This window comes from Stenotrophomonas maltophilia, assembly GCF_006970445.1.
Lineage (GTDB): Bacteria > Pseudomonadota > Gammaproteobacteria > Xanthomonadales > Xanthomonadaceae > Stenotrophomonas > Stenotrophomonas maltophilia_AU.
Map to the genome: position 1 here is coordinate 3,837,940 of NZ_CP033877.1, position 17,388 is coordinate 3,855,327.

Below are 17,388 nucleotides of genomic sequence, written 5' to 3' on the forward strand. Positions count from 1 at the left end.
GGGACGCACATGATAGGGCACCGACATGACCTATTGCGTTGGAATCGAGGTGGACGAGGGCCTGGTCTTCGCTGCCGACACCCGGACCAATGCCTCGCTGGACGATGTGCGCGTGCACCGCAAGCTGCACGTGTTCGAGTATCCCGGCCAGGCAGCCTACGTGCTGATGGCGGCTGGCAACCTGGCCACCACCCAACTGCTGGTGTCGCGCCTGGGGCGCGATGCCGACGAACGGCGCGCGCCCAACCTGCGCGACATGACCCACCTGTTCGAAGCCGCCGAGTACGTCGGCCAGCTGCTGGTGGACAGCCAGGTGCACAGCAACCACAGCGAACATGGCCACGATGGGGTCAATACCCAGGCCACGCTGATCTTCGGCGGCCAGATCGCCGGCGAGCGCCCCGGGCTGTACATGATCTACCCGCTCGGCAACGCCATCGCCGCCTCGCCGGAGACACCGTACCTGCAGATCGGTGAATCCAAGTACGGCAAGCCGATCCTCGACCGCATCCTCAGCCCGGCCACGCGCCTGGAGGATGCCGCGCGCACGGCGATCGTCTCGCTGGACTCCACCATCCGCTCCAACCTGTCGGTGGGCCTGCCGATCGACCTTGCGCTGCTGCGCGACGGAGAACTGCGCATCGGCCAGCAACTGCGGCTGGGCGCGGATTCAGCGCTGTATGCCGATATCCACCAGAACTGGTCACGGCGCCTGGAACAGGCAGTGGACGCCCTGCCGCGCTTCCCCTGGGAAACCATCGAACGGTAGTGCCGACCGCTGGCCGGCAACCGCGTGCGGTGGGATCCATGCGGCTGCCGGCCAGCGGCCGGCACTACCCGAATGTCAGCCCAGCGCTTCAGCCACTGCGCGGAACACCTGCTGCATCTGCAGCGACCAATACCAGCCTCGCATCTCCAGGGAAACCGGGGACCGGTAGTGCCGGCCGCTGGCCGGCAACCGCAGTAATCCCGCCGCACGGGGATGCCGGCCAGCGGCCGGCACTACCGCGGCATCAGCCCAGCGCTTCAGCCACTGCGCGGAACACCTGCTGCATCTGCAGCGGCTTGCGCAGCACATGGACTTCCACGCCCGCCGGGAATGCATCAGCGGGCACCGCCGCCGCTGCGTCCTCCAGCACCAGCGCCGGGCCGCGATAGCCCAGCGCGGCCATCTCACCCAGCAGCTGGCTGGCCGGCAGCAGCTTTGAGCCGGCGTCTGCAATCACCAGCGCCGGCATCGCCTCCTGCTGCATCCAGCGCAACGCCGCCGGGCCATCGGAGGCCAGCTGCAGCTGATACCCCTGGCTGGACAGCGCGTTGCCGAGCAGCGACAGGCGCGTGGCCTCGCCGTCGACCACCAGGATCGACTGGCCACTGCCCAGGGCCACCAGCTGCTCGATCGGCTCGCTGCCGTCGCTGGCCTCGTGCATCGGCAAGCGCAGTTCGAAGCAGGTGCCCTGCCCCGGCTGGCTGCTGACATGGATGCTGCCGCCGGCGCCTTCGACGATGCGCTTGCAGGAAATCAGGCCCAGGCCGGTGCCATCGGCCTTGGTGGTGAAGAACGGATTGAACAGGTGCGACAGCGTGTCCGCATCCATGCCGATGCCTTCATCGGCCACGCAGATCTGCATCCAGTCCACGCCATCGCGCTGCCCGGCATGGCTGGCGGTCAGGCTCAGGCGGCCGCCGTTGGGCATCGCCTGGATCGCATTGAGCGCCAGGTTCAACATCACCTGCTGCAACTCGGTGTAGTTGGCGTCGACCACCAGGCCTTCGTCCTGCACCTGCAGTTCCAGGCGCACGGCATCGGGCACGTTGCTGCGCAACAGCAGTGCCACCGCATCGAACAGGCCACCGATCTCGATGCGCTCGCTCGGCTTGCGCGAACCGCGCACGAACGACAGCATCGACTCGGCCATCTCGTGGCCACGGCGGCCGCACTCGGCGATGACGTCGGCCAGGTGGTGCAGTTGCGGATCTTCAGTACGCGCCTTCAGCAGGTCCGGCATGATCAGCAACGGCTGCAGGATGTTGCGCAGGTCATGGCTGAGGCCGGCGGCAAGCAGCGACAGGCTTTCCAGCCGCTGCGCGCGCATCAGTTCGGTTTCCACGCGCGCACGCTCGACCGCGCTGCGTGCATCGCGGATCGCACGCGCCACCGCCGACGGCAGGCGCGCCGGCAGGTGCTTGATGATGTAGTCGTTGGCACCCTTCTGCAGCGCCGCCACCGCGTTCTCCTCACCCATGGTGCCGGAGACGAAGATGAAGGGCACTTCCGGCGAGGTCTCGCGCACGATGCGCAGCGCGTCATCACCGGAGAACCCCGGCATGCTCAGGTCGGAGAGCACGATGTCCGGCTGGAACGCAGCCAGAGCCTGGCGCAGTTCCGCCTCGCTCTCGACACGCTCGAAGCGGGCTTCCAGGCCCGCGTCGAGCATCTGTTCGGACATCAGCTCGGCATCTTCCGGTGAGTCTTCCACCAGCAGGATGCGCAGCGCCCCCAGGGCGGGACCGGTCAGGGGCATGGGCTCACTCGAGTTCCGGTGCCTGGTTGATCAACGCCCAGAACTTGCCCAGGGTCTGCACCGCGCCGAAGAACTGGTCCACGTCCACCGGCTTGACCACATAGGCATTGACGCCCATGTCCCAGCTGCGGGCCAGGTCGCTTTCCTCGCGCGAGGACGACAGGATCACCACCGGCAGGCGCTTGAGTTCTTCGTGCTCACGGATCTGCCGCAGCACTTCCAGGCCATCCATGCGCGGCATCTTGATGTCCAGCAGCAGCACCGCCGGCAGGCCTTCCTCGCGGCTGGCGAAGGCGCCGCGGCGCAGCAGGTAGTCCATCACTTCCACGCCGTCTTCGACGTGCACGATGGGATTGGCCAGACGCGCCTCTTCCAGGGCGTCGATCGCCATTTCGGCGTCAGCCGGGCTGTCTTCGGCGAGAAGAATGGTGCGCAGAGTCGTCATGCAGAAGGACCTTGTTTGTCCGCGTCGATCGCGGGAGGCAGGTAGAAGTGGAAGGTGGCGCCGACGTCCGGTTCGGCCTCGGCCCAGATACGGCCGCCATGACGGGTCAGCACGCGGCGCACGCTGGCCAGGCCGATGCCGGTACCCGGGTAGTCACTGGCCTTGTGCAGGCGCTGGAACACGCCGAACAGTTTGCCGGCGTAGGTCATGTCAAAGCCTGCACCATTGTCGCTGACCGTGAACTGATGGCCGCCATCGGGCTGCTGCTGATAATCCACGCGGATCTTGGCCGGCTCACGGTTGCCCGAGTACTTCACTGCGTTGCCGAGCAGGTTGAGCCAGACCTGGCGGATCATGTTCTCGTCGCCCACCACGATCGGCAGCGGCGCGATGCTCCACTCCACGTGGTGCGCATGGCCGCTGTTCTCGGCTTCGGCCTGCAGGTTGGAATCGAGCATGGCGCGGGTATCGGCCACCAGCGACTGCATGTCCACCGCCTGCTGGCGCATCGCCGCGCGGCCCAGCCGCGAGTAGACCAGCAGGTCGTCGATCAACGCCGCCATGCGCCGGGCCGAACTGGAGATCACTTCCAGGTAGTGGCGGCTCTTGTCATCGGCCTGATCGCCGAGGTGCCGCGACAGCTTGTCGGAGAATCCGGCCACGTGGCGCAGCGGTGCACGCAGGTCATGCGAGACCGAGTAGCTGAAGGCCTCCAGCTCGCGGTTGACCTCGGATACCTGCGCAACCTTGCCTTCCAGCTGGCGGTTCAGCTCTTCCACGCGCAGCTGCACTGCGCGCTGCATGGTGACGTCACTGATGGTCAGCAGCACCACTTCGTCATCGGTGTCGGGCAGCGGCATGCGCCGCGCGTTGAGCAGCATGTAGCGCACCATGCCGTCGGCGGTGCGCTGCTCGTGCTCGAAGTCCCAGAGTTCGCGACCGCGCGACAGCACGTCGGCCAGGCGCTGCCGGACCACCGGGTCCTGCCAGGCGTTGTCGCCAACGGTTTCCAGCAGCAGGCCGTCGGCACGTTCGTCCTGCAGGCCGTACAGCTCAGCGAATGCCGGGTTGTGCAACTGGACGCGCAGGTCGCGGTCGAGCAGCACGATCGGTTCGCGCACCGTCTGCAGCACCGAGGCCGCGCGTGCGGCCGAGCGCAGCGATTGCCGCTCTGCATGCAGCCGACGGCCGATCTGCCGCTGCAGCAGCCACAGCACCAGGCCGAGCAGGGCCAGCTGGATCGCCAGCGAACTCCACGACACCAGTTCGGTCTGCTTGCGCTGGCGAGCAGCCTGCTCGGCGCGCTGTGTCAGCAGCTTCTGCTCGCTCGCCTGCAGTTCCTCCACCAGGCCACGGATCGGATAGCGCGTGCTCAGGTCCTGCACCAGCTCGCGCTGATCACTGTTGGGTTCGGACTTTGCCAGTTCGCGGGCAAGCGCCATGCGCCCTTCCAGCATCGACTCGATACGGCCGATGCGGATCAGCTGCTCAGGATTGTCGCGGGTCATCCGGCCCAGTTCAGCCAGGCGACCGGGAAGGTCATTGGCTTTGGCCATGCGCTCGCGCAGGCCAGGCGCATCCACACCCTTGGACAGGGTCAGCGCAGCCGATTCGACATCGCGTACATCAGCCTGCAGCTGCTGCAGGGCCACACCCACGGCCTGGGTATGATTGACCCAGGCCATCGCATCTTCGCTGTCCTGCTGCAGTTTGCGCAGGGTCAACCACGGCACCACGATGATCGCTGCAGCGGCCAGCGCCAGGGCCGGCAACCGCCAGCGGTCCCAGATGTCGTCACTGAAAACCAGCGCCATAGTTCCTCGTCAGCTCAGCCGCGAAGCGTTGGCCGGGACGAACCCGGCTGCGGCGGAACCGGCAATATAGCGCAGGCGGTCACAACTCTGGAGTTTCCAGCCGAGTTGCCTGAACGGGTTGGCGGAACCCCGTGCAGTGGGCGCCCCGCACCGGGGCGCCCACCCGGTTCAGCGCTTGGCGGCAGCGCTGACCTTCAATGCGGCGGCATCGACGCGGGTCACGCCCTTGATGCCCTTGGCGGTGGTGACCGCCTTGTCCTTCTCGGCCTGGGTGGCCACGGCACCGCTCAGGCTGACCACGCCATTCACGGTTTCCACCTTGATTTCAGTGCCCGGAACGTTGCTGCTGGCCAGCAGATCGGCCTTCACCTTGGTGGTGATCCAGGTATCGGTCACCGGCTCGTTGGAGTCATGGCGATCGGCATGGGTCGTCGGATGGGTGCTGGTCGGCGGGCTCTTCGCGGCCGGGTCCTTGGCGAATGCGGCCGAGGAGGACAGCGCCAGGCCCAGGGTCAGGGCGGAAGCAATCAGCGTGCGGGTGGTATTGCTCATCGTGTCGTACTCCTTCGGGATGTGCTGCCAGTCTGGACAAGCCGCCGTAGAGCAGGCGTGGCGTTGCGGTCATGCCGCCGTGAATCGAAACGTTTCCAACGGCAACGGTTCAGTTTTGGACGGCCAGCACCCGTCGTTTACCCTGCCCTTCCCACTGCCGGAGCCCTGCCATGCGCCCCGACCTGCAACTGGCCCTGATCGGCTACGGCCTCGCCGGCCGCGTCTTCCATGCGCCACTGATCCAGCACACGCCCGGGCTGGTGCTGCACAGCATCGTCAGTTCGCAACGCGACACCCTGCTGCGCGCGTTCAGCGACGTGCACGTGCGCGCCACGCCGCAGGAGGTGTTCAACGATCCAGCAGTGGATGCGGTGGTGATCGCCACACCGAACGAACAGCATGCACCCCTCGCGATCGCCGCGCTGGCCGCCGGCAAGCATGTGCTGGTCGACAAGCCATTCGCGCTGGATGTGGCCGAAGCGGAAACGGTGCTGGCTGCGGCGCGCGATGCCGGACGCATCGCGACCGTGTTCCAGAACCGGCGCTTCGATGCCGACTTCCTCACCCTGCAGGCGCTGCTGGCCGAAGGCACGCTGGGCGACGTCGCCGAGTGCCACGCGCACTTCGACCGTTACCGCCCGCAGGTGCGTGACCGGTGGCGCGAGCAGGACGGGCCCGGTAGTGGCCTGTGGTACGACCTCGGCCCGCACCTGCTGGACCAGATGCTGGTGCTGTTCGGCTGGCCCGACGCCATCGATGCCGATCTGGCCGTGCAGCGCGAAGGCGGCACCGGCATCGATTACTTCCACGCCGTGCTGCATTACCCACGTCATCGCGCGATCGTGCATTCCGGTTCGCTGGTAGCGGCGCCCACGCCGCACTTCGCAGTGCATGGCCGCGATGGCAGCTGGATCAAGCACGGACTGGATGTGCAGGAAGCGCAGCTGCGCCGGGGCGTGGCACCGGGCGCGCCGGGCTGGGGCATTGATCCGCGGCATGGCGAGCTGCTGCGCTGCGACGCCGAGGACAACGTGCAGCGCACGACGGTCGACAACCTGCCGGGCGACTACCGGCGGTTGTATGCGCAGTTCGCGGCGGCGATGCACGGCGACGGCGAAGCCACGGTCAGCGCGGTGCAGGCGCTGCAGCTGATGCGGTTGCTGCAGGCCGGCATGGACAGCGCGCGCGAAGGGCGGCGAATCGCATTGGACTGATCGGCAGGGCTGCGCCCTGCACCCGCAGAAGCGGTAGTGCCGGCCGCTGGCCGGCAACCTCAACAGCAACAGCAACAGCCGGCCATCCGTGAGATGGCGGGGTGGGTCCGGTTGCGGGGGACGCCGTAAACCCATCCTTGGGGGCTTGGCCGCGGCATCCATGCCGCGGACACCCCCGCAACCGGACCCACCCCGCCTTCGACAGTTATCCGCGCCCGACGGTAGGTGTCGACCTTGGTCGACACATCCACACCATGCGTGGATGACGTGGAAACCATAGGAGAAGGCTTTTGTAGAGTCGGGCCATGCACGACTGACCCCGATCTGCCTGGGGCCGGATCCCTTCGGCAACGCCGAAGGGCTCTGCCCCCATCGCGGTGCTTACGATTTCTTGATGGCGTGGCCGCCGAATTCATTGCGCATCGCCGACAGCAGGCGGTCGGTGAACGAATTCGATTCGCGCGAACGCAGGCGTTCCAGCAGCGACAGGGTGATCACCGGTGCCGGTACGTCCAGCGCGATCGCTTCGGCCACGGTCCAGCGGCCTTCGCCGGAATCCTCCACGTACGGCGCGATGCCATCCAGCGAAGGATTGCGCTTGAGTGCTTCGGTGCTCAGGTCCAGCAGCCACGAGCGCACCACGCTGCCGTGGCGCCACACCTCGGCTACCTGGGCCAGGTCCAGCTCCATCTCCTGCTTGCGCTCCATCAGCGCGAAGCCTTCGGCGTAGGCCTGCATCATTCCGTACTCGATGCCGTTGTGGACCATCTTGGTGAAGTGGCCGGCGCCGGACGGGCCGACACGCCCCCAGCCACGATCCTCGGCCGGAGCCAGCGTGCGCAGCAGCGGTGCGATCTGCTCCACCACCGACGCTTCGCCACCGACCATCAGGCTGTAGCCCTCCTGCAGGCCCCACACGCCACCGCTGGTGCCGCAGTCGACGTAGCCAAGATCGCTCTCGGCCAGCGCCTTGGCGCGGCGGATCGAGTCCTGGTAGTTGGAGTTGCCGCCGTCGATGACGATGTCACCCTCGGCCAGGTGCGGGGTCAGCTGGCCAAGCGTCTGGTCGACGGTTTCGCCGGCCGGCACCATCAGCCACACCACGCGCGGTACCGGCAGCGCGGCCACGGCGGCGGCCAGCGAATCAACCACCTCCAGGCCGGCCTCGGCGGCGCGCTGGCGGGCAGCGTCGCCCGGGTCGTAGCCGACCACGCGGTGGCCACCGCGATGCAGGCGCTGGGCCATGTTGGCGCCCATGCGGCCGAGGCCGATCATTGCAATATCCATTGTTTCACCTTCAGTTGGGGTCTAGGGTCAGGCTGCCTGGCCTGCCGGTAGCCGCGCAGTGGCGCAGCTGCGCCTCGCGCCAACGCCGGTAGAGCGTGGTATGCAGATTGTGCACCGCCAGGTCGATCGAAAACGGCGTTCTCGGGTTGCGATCGAGCAGGCGGGCGATGTGGTAGCCGACAGGACGTATACCGCGCGGATGCACATAGATCACGAACTGCTGGTAGAACGGATCGTCCAGCAGCTGGTCCATGCGCCGCAATGCCTCGTGGTAGCGCGGCGCCAGCCGTGCGCGCAACTGTGGATCGCGCTCGAACAGCAGGCGCTCGAAATAGCGTTGGCCCGTACGCGGAATGCCCTGCGCCAGTGTCCACAGCTCGGCATTGCGCTGGTCGTACCAGGCCAGGCCACCGTGCTGCGCCAGGGCCCGCGCAGCGCCCTCGCCCACGTCGACCACCACGAAGTTCTCGGCCTGGTTGCTCAGGTCGTCCAGCATGCCCTTGTCGTACACATGTTCGATGAAACCGGGCACGCCCACGAACGCCTGCCGCCCCATCGCCGAGGTGCGCACCGCCTTGCCATCGGCGAAGAAGTCGCCGGCATGCGCGCCGAGCAGGATGCTGTCGGTATCGTGCAGCGCGAGGAAGGTGCCGATCGACAGTTCATCCGCTGCGAACTCCGTATCGAACGCGGCATCGCCATACAGCTCGCGCTGGGTGGCCAGCTGCGCGACCTGGCGGCCGACACCGCATTCGGCACGCACCGCACCGCTGTAGAACGCCTGCAGCGCATGGCTGTTGCTCGCACGGGGCACGAAGCCACGACCGAAACTACGCGTACGCTGCCAACCTTGTGCCGGTGCACCCTGCAACCCGAAGCCGATCCACCCGAGCTGCGGGCCGGAGAAGCGGAACGTGGGGTTGCCCTGCAGTGCCGACGTCGCGCGCCGCGTGGCCGCCCCCAGCTCGAAGGCATAGGCGCAGACCGTGGCCGGGTCATCCAGCAGCTGCTGCAGCAGTGCCTGCCGTGCGGCAGCGGGCAGCGCCGCCGGCCATCGCACGCGCAGGTCACCGGCCGCCTGCGATTCAGCCAGCGAGGCACGCGTGCACACCGGGCCACCGTGTACCTGCGGCGCACTGAGGGACGCCTCCTCGAAGCGCCACCCCAAGCGTTGCAGCAGGCCCTGCACACAGTCCGGGGAAGGCGCTGCCACGACCCACGCTGGCGCCAGCAGCAGGGCTGCAATCAGCCACCTGCCCCGCATGCTCAGCCCTGGTCCGTGACCGCCGGTGCGGGTTCCGGCACCGCTTCCGGCGATGGCGATGGCTTGCCTGCCGCGGCCGGCAGGTACTGCTGCAGGCGCTGGAAGAAGCGGCGATAGAACTCAGCGTCGGTGACCGTGCTGCTGGCCACCTTCACCAGCGAGTCGTCGTTGCTGCCGAAGGGCAGCGATACCGAGCCCAGCGCGCCCACGCCGACGCTGGCCGAGGTTGGGCTCTTCTTCAGCGCGTAGCGATCCTGCACGGCACTGACGAACACCAGCGTCTGGCTGCCACGCGGGGCGCAGGAGATGCGCAGCACCAGCTGCTCATGGTCATCCTCGCGCGGCTGGAAGTTCTTGTTGCCCTCCACCTGCGCGTCATCGGAGCGGGCGATGGCATAGCCCTGGCTGAGCAGCGTGCGGCGCGCCGCCTCGCAGGCTTCGCCGGGGCGTCCCTCAACGGTGCGCGAGAAGGTATCGCCGGAATCGAAGGACTCGCGCAGCACGGTGCTGTCGGCGGCACGGCCACCACAGGCCGAGAGGATCAGCGCACTGGCGAACGCCACGGCAGCGCTGGAAAGACGGGAGGCCCGCATGGGTACTCCTGCGAGAACGAGAGCCCCAAGGGTAGTCCCGCCCCCGTGTGCGGCAGGTCGACATGCCCCCCCACGTTGCTCCCGGTTCATGCACGAAAAAAGGGGACGGAGGGGATTAAGTCGTTTGTGGCACTTCGCTCGCCGGGCAAGGCCCGACGCTACGGTGATCGAGGTCCCCAATCAAAAAAGGGGCCGGCAATGCCGGCCCCCTCAGGATTACATGCCGTCTCCGGCTCAGTCCGCCCAACGCCCCGCGCCGGTGGACTGCGGCAGCACCTGCGCCGACAGCGGGCGGTCGTTGGCCAGCAGGTTCACTGCATCGGCCAGGATCGAGGCCGACTCGCGCAGCAGCGGGTCCGGACGCTTCTCGGCAGCCTTCTCGCGGGCAGCATCCTTCACGATGTCGCGCTCGTTGCCGGTCAGGCCATCGTCGCTGCTGTCGTCGGCCAGCGGATCCAGGTCCAGGCCCAGTTCCTTGCGCATCACCTGACGGTCCTTGCGCTGGGTGTCCTGGCGCTCACGCTCGGCGCGGCGGGTGGCCTCGTTGAGCGAGATGTACTTCTTCGCGGCCTCGGTGCGGAACTGCTGCACGTCCTCGTTCCACCACTGGAATTCCTTGTCGGTCGCGATGCGCGCGTCGTGGCGGGTTTCCAGCTTCGGCAGCAGCGGCGCGAAGTTGCCGTACTGGGTGTGCGGCACGGCAGCGATGCGGGTCCACGGCAGTGCATTGTCGTAGGTGCTTTCACCGAATTCGGTGGCATCGACGCTGGCCGGGAATGCCAGGTCCGGCACCACGCCCTTGTGCTGGGTGCTGCTGCCGCTGATGCGGAAGAACTGGGCGATGGTCAGCTTGACCTGGCCGAAGCGCTGGGTTTCGCCACTCGGCCAACGGTCCAGGTCGACGATGTTCTGCACGGTGCCTTTGCCGAAGCTGGTTTCACCGATCACCAGGCCACGACCGTAGTCCTGGATGGCACCGGCGAAGATCTCCGAGGCCGAGGCCGAACCGCGGTTGATCAGCACCGCCAGCGGGCCGTCCCACGCCACGCCCTGGTTACGGTCGCTGTTGACGGTGACGCGGCCACCGGACTCACGCACCTGCACCACCGGGCCCTGCTCGATGAACAGGCCGGTCAGTTCGATCGCCTCATCCAGCGAACCACCACCGTTGTTGCGCAGGTCCAGCACCACGCCATCCAGCTTGTCGTTCTTGAAGCCGGCCAGCAGCTTGGCCACGTCACGGGTGGCCGAGGCATAATCGGCCGCATTGCGGCGACGACCTTCGAAGTCCTGGTAGAAGGTCGGCAGCTTGATCACGCCGATCTTCCGCGCCGGCTCACCATTGGCGGCCGGAATGGACATGGTCTCGCCCTTGGCGGCCTGTTCGGCCAGGCGCACCTTCTGCCGGGTCAACAGCAGGGTGTGGTGCTTGCCATCGGCACCTTCGGCAGCCGGGATGAATTCCAGCTTGACCTGGGTGTCCTTGTCGCCACGGATCTTGGCCACCACATCGTCGATGCGCCAGCCGATCACGTCCTCGACCTGGCCGGACTTGCCCTGGCCAACGCCAACGATGCGGTCACCCGGCTTCAGCGTGCCGTCCATCGCGGCCGGGCCACCGGCGATGATCTCGCGGATCACCACCACATCGTCCTGGCGCTGCAGCTGCGCACCGATGCCTTCCAGCGACAGCGACATCGCCTGGTTGAAGTTCTCGGCGGTGCGCGGGGTGAAGTAATCGGTGTGCGGGTCGACAGCGCTGGTGTACGAATTCATGAAGAACTGGAAGACGTCTTCGCCCTTCAGCTCGTTGACCGACTTCTCCAGCGTCGCGTAGCGCTTGTCCAGCGTCTTGCGGATGTCGTCCGGCTTCTTGCCGGCCAGCTTCAGGCGCAGCCAGTCGTTCTTCACCGACTTGCGCCACAGCTCATCCAGCTCTGCACTGCTGGCCGCCCACGGCACCTTCTTGCGGTCGTATTCGAAACGCTCGTCGGTGGTGAAATCCGGCTCCTGCTTGAGCAGCTTGCGCGCATAGGCCACACGTTCGCCGACGCGCTGCTTGTAGACCGCAAACACCTGGAACGCCGGCTCAAGCTCGCCGCCACGGATGGCCGAAGAGATGTTGGCTTCGAACGGCGCGAAGCGCGCCACGTCGGCCTGGGTGAAGTACTGCTTGGCGCCGTCCAGTGTCTCCAGGTAACGCTTGAACACGTCCTTGGAGGTGGCCTCGTCCAGCGCGCGCGGGCGGTAGGCGTAGCGGCTGTCGGACAACAGGCCATACACCAGCTTGGAGGTGGTCACCTGATCGGCGGTTGCCGCGGCGGGCAATGCAGGCGAGTCGGCCTTGGCCGCCAGCGCCAGCGGCGCGACCAGCGCCAGGGCCATCAGGAATGCGGGGGCTTTGAATTTCATTGACGTGCTCGAAGGCGCCTTGCCAAGGGGGAGACTGCAGGGTGTTCAGACACCACGACAGTGCCGAAAGTTGCCGGGTTTGTCACCCGGCCGCGCTCGGTGGAAAACCAGCCTAGCGGGGCCGGTGTAGCAAATTGTGAATGGCTGAAGAGCGGCGCACCCAGCGGCGCCGTCTGTCCGGTTGCAGAGGGCATGGGGTTGCAAGCCCCCTGAGTCAGGGGGCGGCCGCGAAGCGGCGGGGGTGTGGGTGGTGGTAAGCCGGGGCCCACGGTGTGCGCAGCGCAGCGTGGAAAGCGGTAGCGCGCATCGCGCAACCGCTTACCGGACCCCTGCGCCCTTGGCCTGGACGTCGGCGTGGTACGACGAGCGCACCATCGGGCCGGACGCCACGTGGCTGAAGCCCAGCTCGTAGCCGTAGTCTTCCAGCGCCTTGTAGTCCTCGGGGGTCCAGTACTTCAGCACCGGGTGGTGGTGCGCGGTCGGCTGCAGGTACTGGCCGATGGTGATCATGTCCACGTCGTGCGCGCGCAGGTCGCGCATGGTGGCCTTGATCTGTTCGAACTCTTCGCCCAGGCCCAGCATGATGCCGCTCTTGGTCGGCACGTCCGGGTGCTGCGCCTTGAAGTTCTTCAGCAGGTTCAGCGACCACTGGTAGTCCGCGCCCGGGCGCACGTTGCGGTACAGGTCCGGCACGGTTTCGATGTTGTGGTTGAACACATCCGGCGGGTTCTGCGCCAGGATCTCCAGCGCGCGCTCCATGCGGCCCTTGCCGCGGAAGTCCGGGGTCAGCACTTCGATGCGGGTGCCCGGCGACTTCGCGCGGATGGCACTGATGCAGTCGACGAAGTGCTGGGCACCACCATCGCGCAGGTCATCGCGGTCGACGCTGGTCACCACCACGTACTTCAGGCCCATGTCGGCCACGGTCTGGCCGAGGCTGGCCGGCTCGTTGGCATCCGGCGGCTTCGGGCGGCCGTGGGCCACGTCGCAGAACGAGCAGCGGCGGGTGCAGACCTCGCCGAGGATCATGAAGGTGGCGGTGCCATGGCCGAAGCACTCGTGGATGTTCGGGCAGCTGGCCTCCTCGCACACCGTCACCAGGCGGTTCTCGCGCAGCTTGGCCTTCAGGTTCTGCACGGCATTGCCCGAAGGAATGCGCACGCGGATCCAGGACGGCTTGCGCAGCACCGGCGCGTCGGCGAACTGCACCGGCGAACGGTTGATCTTGTCACCGCCCAGCTGTTTGACCCCGGCCTGCAACGGCGCGGCGGACGGGGAATCGCCCTGCACGATCTGCAGGGGAATGGAACGAGCGGTGGTTTCAGTCATGGCAGTTCCGGGGGGCGGTCAGGCGGCCGCAGAAAGATCGGGCAGTTCCGGCGTGTGCTGCAGCAGCAGGCCGAACTGGCGGGCCAGGTGGTCCAGCAGCACCGGCTTGACGGCATCCATCCCGGAGGGGCCGCCCAAGTCTACCACCGAGGTCACCTGCAACCCCTGATAGCCACAGGGGTTGATGCGGTGGAAGGGTTCCAGGTCCATGGCCACGTTGAAGGCCAGGCCATGGAAGGTGCAGCCGCGGCGCACGCGTATGCCGAGCGCGGCGATCTTGGCGCCACCGACGTAGACGCCAGGGGCGCCCTCGCGGCGTTCGGCGCCGATGTTCCACTCGGCCAGGGTATCGATGAGCGCCTGCTCGATGCGGCACACGTAGTCGCGCACACCGATGCCCAGCCGCGGCAGGCGCAGCAATGGATAGACCACGATCTGGCCGGGGCCGTGATAGGTCACCTGGCCGCCGCGGTCCACGTGCAGCACGGGAATGTCGCCCGGCGCCAGCACATGCTCATCCTTGCCGGCCTGGCCCAGGGTGAACACGGGATCGTGCTCGACCACCCACAGCTCGTCGGCATCGGCGTCGCTGCGCTGGTCGGTGAAGCGCTGCATGGCGCGCCACACCGGCTCATAGGCCTGGCGGCCCAGGTCACGGACCACCGCCGGACGCGGCGCGCGGTCTTCCGGGGCGGCTTCGGCCGGGCAGTTGTCGGCTACAGCGTCCACTTCACTTCCGGGTGGTCACGCAGTGCCTGGTGGGCCAGGTCGTACTGTTCGCGGCTGTCGGCCTTGAACACGATGCGGACGGACACGTACTTGCCGTTGGACGAGTGCTTCCAGCTGATGCGTTCGTTCACCACATCGATGCCGGCAGCCAGCAGCAGGCGGGGAAGCTCATGCTCCAGGCCGCGGTTGGCCGGGCCCATGGCACTGAGCTCGAACTGGCCGGGGAACTGGAAGCCGTGGTCGGGGTTGTCGGACTTGATTTCCATGGCCCCATTATCGGGCCGCAGGGCAACAAACCCAAGAGTATTCATCAACGTCAAAGACGGCACCGGCGGTCTGCTGCGTTGCAGGCGGCCCCAAAGCGGGGGCCGAAAGTCCAACGACAGCTGACTGCATTCTCCTGTCCCGCACTGGCCCCGGCATCGTACGGGCGGCCTGCGATCGCCTTCACGCCAGGCCCGCAGCGCGTACGCGAGTAACGAATTGTGTCTGCCGGACAATGTTGTTTTCGGAACAGACAAGTGATCCGAACGCGCTCGTTCCGACGCGCGGGCACGAGTACCGTAGCGTTGCAGAAAACGACAGAAAACCGCCCCCTTCCCCATGAGCATCCCATCCATGCGTAGTGTCGCAGCCCTCGGGCTGGCCGGCCTGCTGGCCTCTGCCCTCCCGCTTGCCGCCCAGGCGGCCGAACAGTGTGGCCCCGACGCCATGCGCGACCACCCGCCGCAGATCAATTTCCGCGTCGACAACGACCTGTTCGGTGGCCGCCACCAGGACCAGGGCTATACCAACGGCGCGCAGCTGACCCTGGTCTCGCCGAATCTGGTCGACTACACCGACGACCCCTGCCTGCCCCGCATGGCGCGCTGGGTGAACCAGTACCTGGAAGGCTTGCACCCGGGCAGGTTCGAACAGCAGAACATGATCTTCAGCATCGGCCAGGGCATCTTCACCCCCACCGACCCGACCCGCCGCGACCTGATCGAGGACGACCGGCCCTACGCCGGCGTGCTGCTGGCCAGCTTCGGCTTCAACGCGCGCAGCGGCGACCGCCTGCAGACCACCCAGCTGGCCGTGGGTGTGGTCGGCCCCTGGGCACAGGGCAAGCAGGTGCAGGACGCGGTGCACAACATCCTGGGCGACAAGAAGTTCGAGGGCTGGGACAACCAGCTGCACAACGAACCGGTGTTCATGCTGACCCACGAGCGCATGCGGCGCTGGCCGGCCGATGCCAGCGTCAATGCCGGCGGTTGGGGCTGGGATGCGATCAGCCACTACGGCGGTGCGATCGGCAACCTGGAAACCAAGGCCAATGCCGGTGGTGAAGTGCGCTTCGGCTGGAAGCTGCCCGACGACTTCGGCAGCACGCCGCTGCGTCCGGCCGGTGAAAACACCGCACCGACCCGCGGTGGCCGCCCCAGTGGCTGGTCGTGGCACCTGTTCGTGACCACCGACGCGGCGTGGATGATTCGCGACATCACCCTGGACGGCAACACGTTCCGCAGCAGCCACAGCGTGGACAAGCGCCACGTGGTGGCCCAGGGCGGCTACGGCATCGCCGTGATGCGCGGGCGCTGGAAATTCGCGATGGCGCGTTACCACAGCACCCGCGAATTCGATGGACAGCGCCAATCGCCCGTGTTCGGCAGCTTCACCATCAGCCGCTCGCTGTAAGCGAGGGGCTGAGGTAGTGCCGGCCGCTGGCCGGCTGTTGGCACATCCGGATGGGTTCATGGGGTGCCGGCCAGCGGCCGGCACTACCCACATCCGTATGGGTTCATGGGGAGCCGGCCAGCGGCCGGCACTACCCACATCCGGATGGGTTCATGGGGTGCCGGCCAGCGGCCGGCACTACCCACATCCGGACGGAACCGGCATCCCAGAACAGAAAAGGCCGGCATGCGCCGGCCTTTTCGTTCACCCCGCCGAGGCGTGGATCATTCCGATTCCCACCACATCCAGAAGCTGTCCCACAGGCGCTTGAAGAAGCCGGCCTGCTCGACGGCGGCCACGGCCACCAGCGGTGCCTCGGCGATGACCTTGCCATCCAGGGTGACCTTCACGGTGCCGATCTGCTGCCCGGCGGTGAACGGTGCTTCCAGGGTCTTGGGCACGTCGATGCTCGGCTTCAGGTCGTTGTAGCGGCCGCGCGGCACGCTCACCAGCATCGGCTGGGCCACGCCCAGCTGCACCTTGTCGGTGGTGCCCTTCCAGACCTTGTGCTCGGCCACGGCCTTGCCCGGCTCGTACAGGCGGTGGGTCTCGAAGAAGCGGAAGCCCCAGTTCAGCAGGGCCAGGCTGTCGTCGGCACGCTGCTTCTCCGACGAACCACCCAGCACCACGGCGATCAGGCGCTGGTCACCACGCTGGGCCGAGCTCATCAGGCAGTAGCCGGCTTCGGAAGTGTGGCCGGTCTTGATGCCGTCCACGCTGCCATCGCGCCACAGCAGCAGGTTGCGGTTCGGCTGCTTGATGTTGCCGACCTGGAATTCCTTGATCTTGTTGTACGCGTAGGTTTCCGGGTAATCACGCACCATCGCGCGGCCCAGCAGCGCCAGGTCGTAGGCGGTGCTGTGGTGGCCTTCGGCGGTCAGGCCGTGGGCGTTGACGAAGTGCGAGTCCTTCATGCCGATCTTGGCGGCGTAGCTGTTCATCAGCGACGCGAAGGCTTCTTCGCTGCCGGCCACGTGCTCGGCCAGGGCAATCGCGGCGTCATTGCCGGATTGGATCGCCATGCCCTTTTCCATGTCTTCCAGGCGTGCAGTCTGGTTGACCGGGAAGCCGCTGTAGCTGCCGTCGGTACCCGCACCGCCTTCGCGCCAGGCGCGTTCGCTCATCATCACCTGGTCATCCGCACGGACCTTGCCGTTCTTGACCTCGGCGGCGATCACGTAGGACGTCATCACCTTGGTGATGCTGGCCGGGGCCAGCTGCTCGTGGACGTTCTCGCCAGCCAGTACCTGGCCGGTGGCGTAATCCATCAGGACCCAGGCCTTGGACACGCTCGGTGCCGGGGCCGGCGGAGTGGCGACAGTGGCCGGGGCGGCAGCGGCGGCGGCAGGCGCCGGCGTGGCCGGAGTCGGCAGCGGGGTCTGGGCGGAAGCCAGGCCCACCACCAGGGTGGCGGCCAGGGCGGTGGCGGCGGAACGGAAATTCATTGGACAGCAGGCTCCAGGGGACGGCCAGGAATGGAGGGTGGAACGTAACGGCCATTGTAAGGC

15 protein-coding genes are annotated in these 17,388 nt (G+C 67.1%); 3 read left to right on the plus strand and 12 right to left on the minus strand.

All coding sequences use genetic code 11. The features are described 5' to 3' along the window. The first annotated feature begins 25 nt into the window (after window positions 1–25). Complete coding sequence (locus EGM71_RS17560; protein WP_188486018.1) at window positions 26–769, plus strand: 20S proteasome subunit A/B; 744 nt, start codon at window positions 26–28, stop codon at window positions 767–769. Between the two features lie 244 nt (window positions 770–1,013). Here the strand turns inward: EGM71_RS17560 and EGM71_RS17565 are convergent, their stop codons facing one another. The 4 genes from EGM71_RS17565 to EGM71_RS17580 form a co-directional block, all read right to left on the minus strand. After that, on the minus strand, window positions 1,014–2,525 hold the full coding sequence (locus EGM71_RS17565; RefSeq protein ID WP_188486020.1) for an ATP-binding response regulator: 1,512 nt from the start codon (window positions 2,523–2,525) through the stop codon (window positions 1,014–1,016). A gap of 4 nt (window positions 2,526–2,529) precedes the next feature. Beyond that, window positions 2,530–2,970, minus strand: a complete 441-nt coding sequence (locus EGM71_RS17570; protein WP_087923644.1) for a response regulator — start codon at window positions 2,968–2,970, stop codon at window positions 2,530–2,532. After that, window positions 2,967–4,784: a sensor histidine kinase gene (locus EGM71_RS17575; RefSeq protein WP_188486021.1), complete on the minus strand. Its 1,818-nt coding sequence runs from the start codon at window positions 4,782–4,784 to the stop codon at window positions 2,967–2,969. The genes EGM71_RS17570 and EGM71_RS17575 overlap by 4 nt, the downstream gene beginning before the upstream one ends. A 168-nt stretch (window positions 4,785–4,952) precedes the next feature. Next, a complete protein-coding gene (locus EGM71_RS17580) occupies window positions 4,953–5,336 on the minus strand; it encodes a BON domain-containing protein (RefSeq protein WP_014038506.1) in 384 nt (127 codons plus the stop codon). A 170-nt stretch (window positions 5,337–5,506) separates the two neighbouring features. On the opposite strand from EGM71_RS17580, the gene EGM71_RS17585 reads away from it, so the two are divergent. Further along, on the plus strand, window positions 5,507–6,550 hold the full coding sequence (locus EGM71_RS17585) for an oxidoreductase (protein WP_188486023.1): 1,044 nt from the start codon (window positions 5,507–5,509) through the stop codon (window positions 6,548–6,550). Between the two features lie 381 nt (window positions 6,551–6,931). Here EGM71_RS17585 and gnd read toward each other — a convergent pair whose 3' ends face one another. The 7 genes from gnd to EGM71_RS17620 all read right to left on the minus strand — a co-directional run bounded on the left by gnd (window position 6,932) and on the right by EGM71_RS17620 (window position 14,430). Then, window positions 6,932–7,837 carry a phosphogluconate dehydrogenase (NAD(+)-dependent, decarboxylating) gene (gene gnd, locus EGM71_RS17590; protein WP_188486025.1) on the minus strand — a complete coding sequence of 302 codons (906 nt, stop codon included), beginning with the start codon at window positions 7,835–7,837 and terminating at the stop codon, window positions 6,932–6,934. A 10-nt stretch (window positions 7,838–7,847) separates the two neighbouring features. After that, entirely contained in the window at window positions 7,848–9,101 is a 1,254-nt protein-coding gene (locus EGM71_RS17595; protein ID WP_188486027.1) for a hypothetical protein, read from the minus strand. A 2-nt stretch (window positions 9,102–9,103) separates the two neighbouring features. Continuing rightward, window positions 9,104–9,694: a DUF2242 domain-containing protein gene (locus EGM71_RS17600; RefSeq protein WP_188486029.1), complete on the minus strand. Its 591-nt coding sequence runs from the start codon at window positions 9,692–9,694 to the stop codon at window positions 9,104–9,106. A gap of 234 nt (window positions 9,695–9,928) precedes the next feature. Next, window positions 9,929–12,106, minus strand: coding sequence for a carboxy terminal-processing peptidase (locus EGM71_RS17605; RefSeq protein WP_188486031.1), 2,178 nt, complete (start codon window positions 12,104–12,106; stop codon window positions 9,929–9,931). A gap of 318 nt (window positions 12,107–12,424) precedes the next feature. Next, window positions 12,425–13,435: a lipoyl synthase gene (lipA, locus tag EGM71_RS17610; RefSeq protein WP_032130310.1), complete on the minus strand. Its 1,011-nt coding sequence runs from the start codon at window positions 13,433–13,435 to the stop codon at window positions 12,425–12,427. 18 nt (window positions 13,436–13,453) lie between these two features. Continuing rightward, on the minus strand, window positions 13,454–14,164 hold the full coding sequence (lipB, locus tag EGM71_RS17615; protein WP_188486033.1) for a lipoyl(octanoyl) transferase LipB: 711 nt from the start codon (window positions 14,162–14,164) through the stop codon (window positions 13,454–13,456). Beyond that, window positions 14,152–14,430, minus strand: coding sequence for a YbeD family protein (locus EGM71_RS17620; protein WP_188486035.1), 279 nt, complete (start codon window positions 14,428–14,430; stop codon window positions 14,152–14,154). The genes lipB and EGM71_RS17620 overlap by 13 nt, the downstream gene beginning before the upstream one ends. 352 nt (window positions 14,431–14,782) lie before the next feature. On the opposite strand from EGM71_RS17620, the gene EGM71_RS17625 reads away from it, so the two are divergent. Continuing rightward, window positions 14,783–15,841: a lipid A deacylase LpxR family protein gene (locus tag EGM71_RS17625; protein WP_188486037.1), complete on the plus strand. Its 1,059-nt coding sequence runs from the start codon at window positions 14,783–14,785 to the stop codon at window positions 15,839–15,841. Window positions 15,842–16,104: 263 nt separating this feature from the next. Here the strand turns inward: EGM71_RS17625 and EGM71_RS17630 are convergent, their stop codons facing one another. After that, on the minus strand, window positions 16,105–17,325 hold the full coding sequence (locus EGM71_RS17630; protein ID WP_014038515.1) for a D-alanyl-D-alanine carboxypeptidase family protein: 1,221 nt from the start codon (window positions 17,323–17,325) through the stop codon (window positions 16,105–16,107). Between the last annotated feature and the right edge of the window lie 63 nt (window positions 17,326–17,388).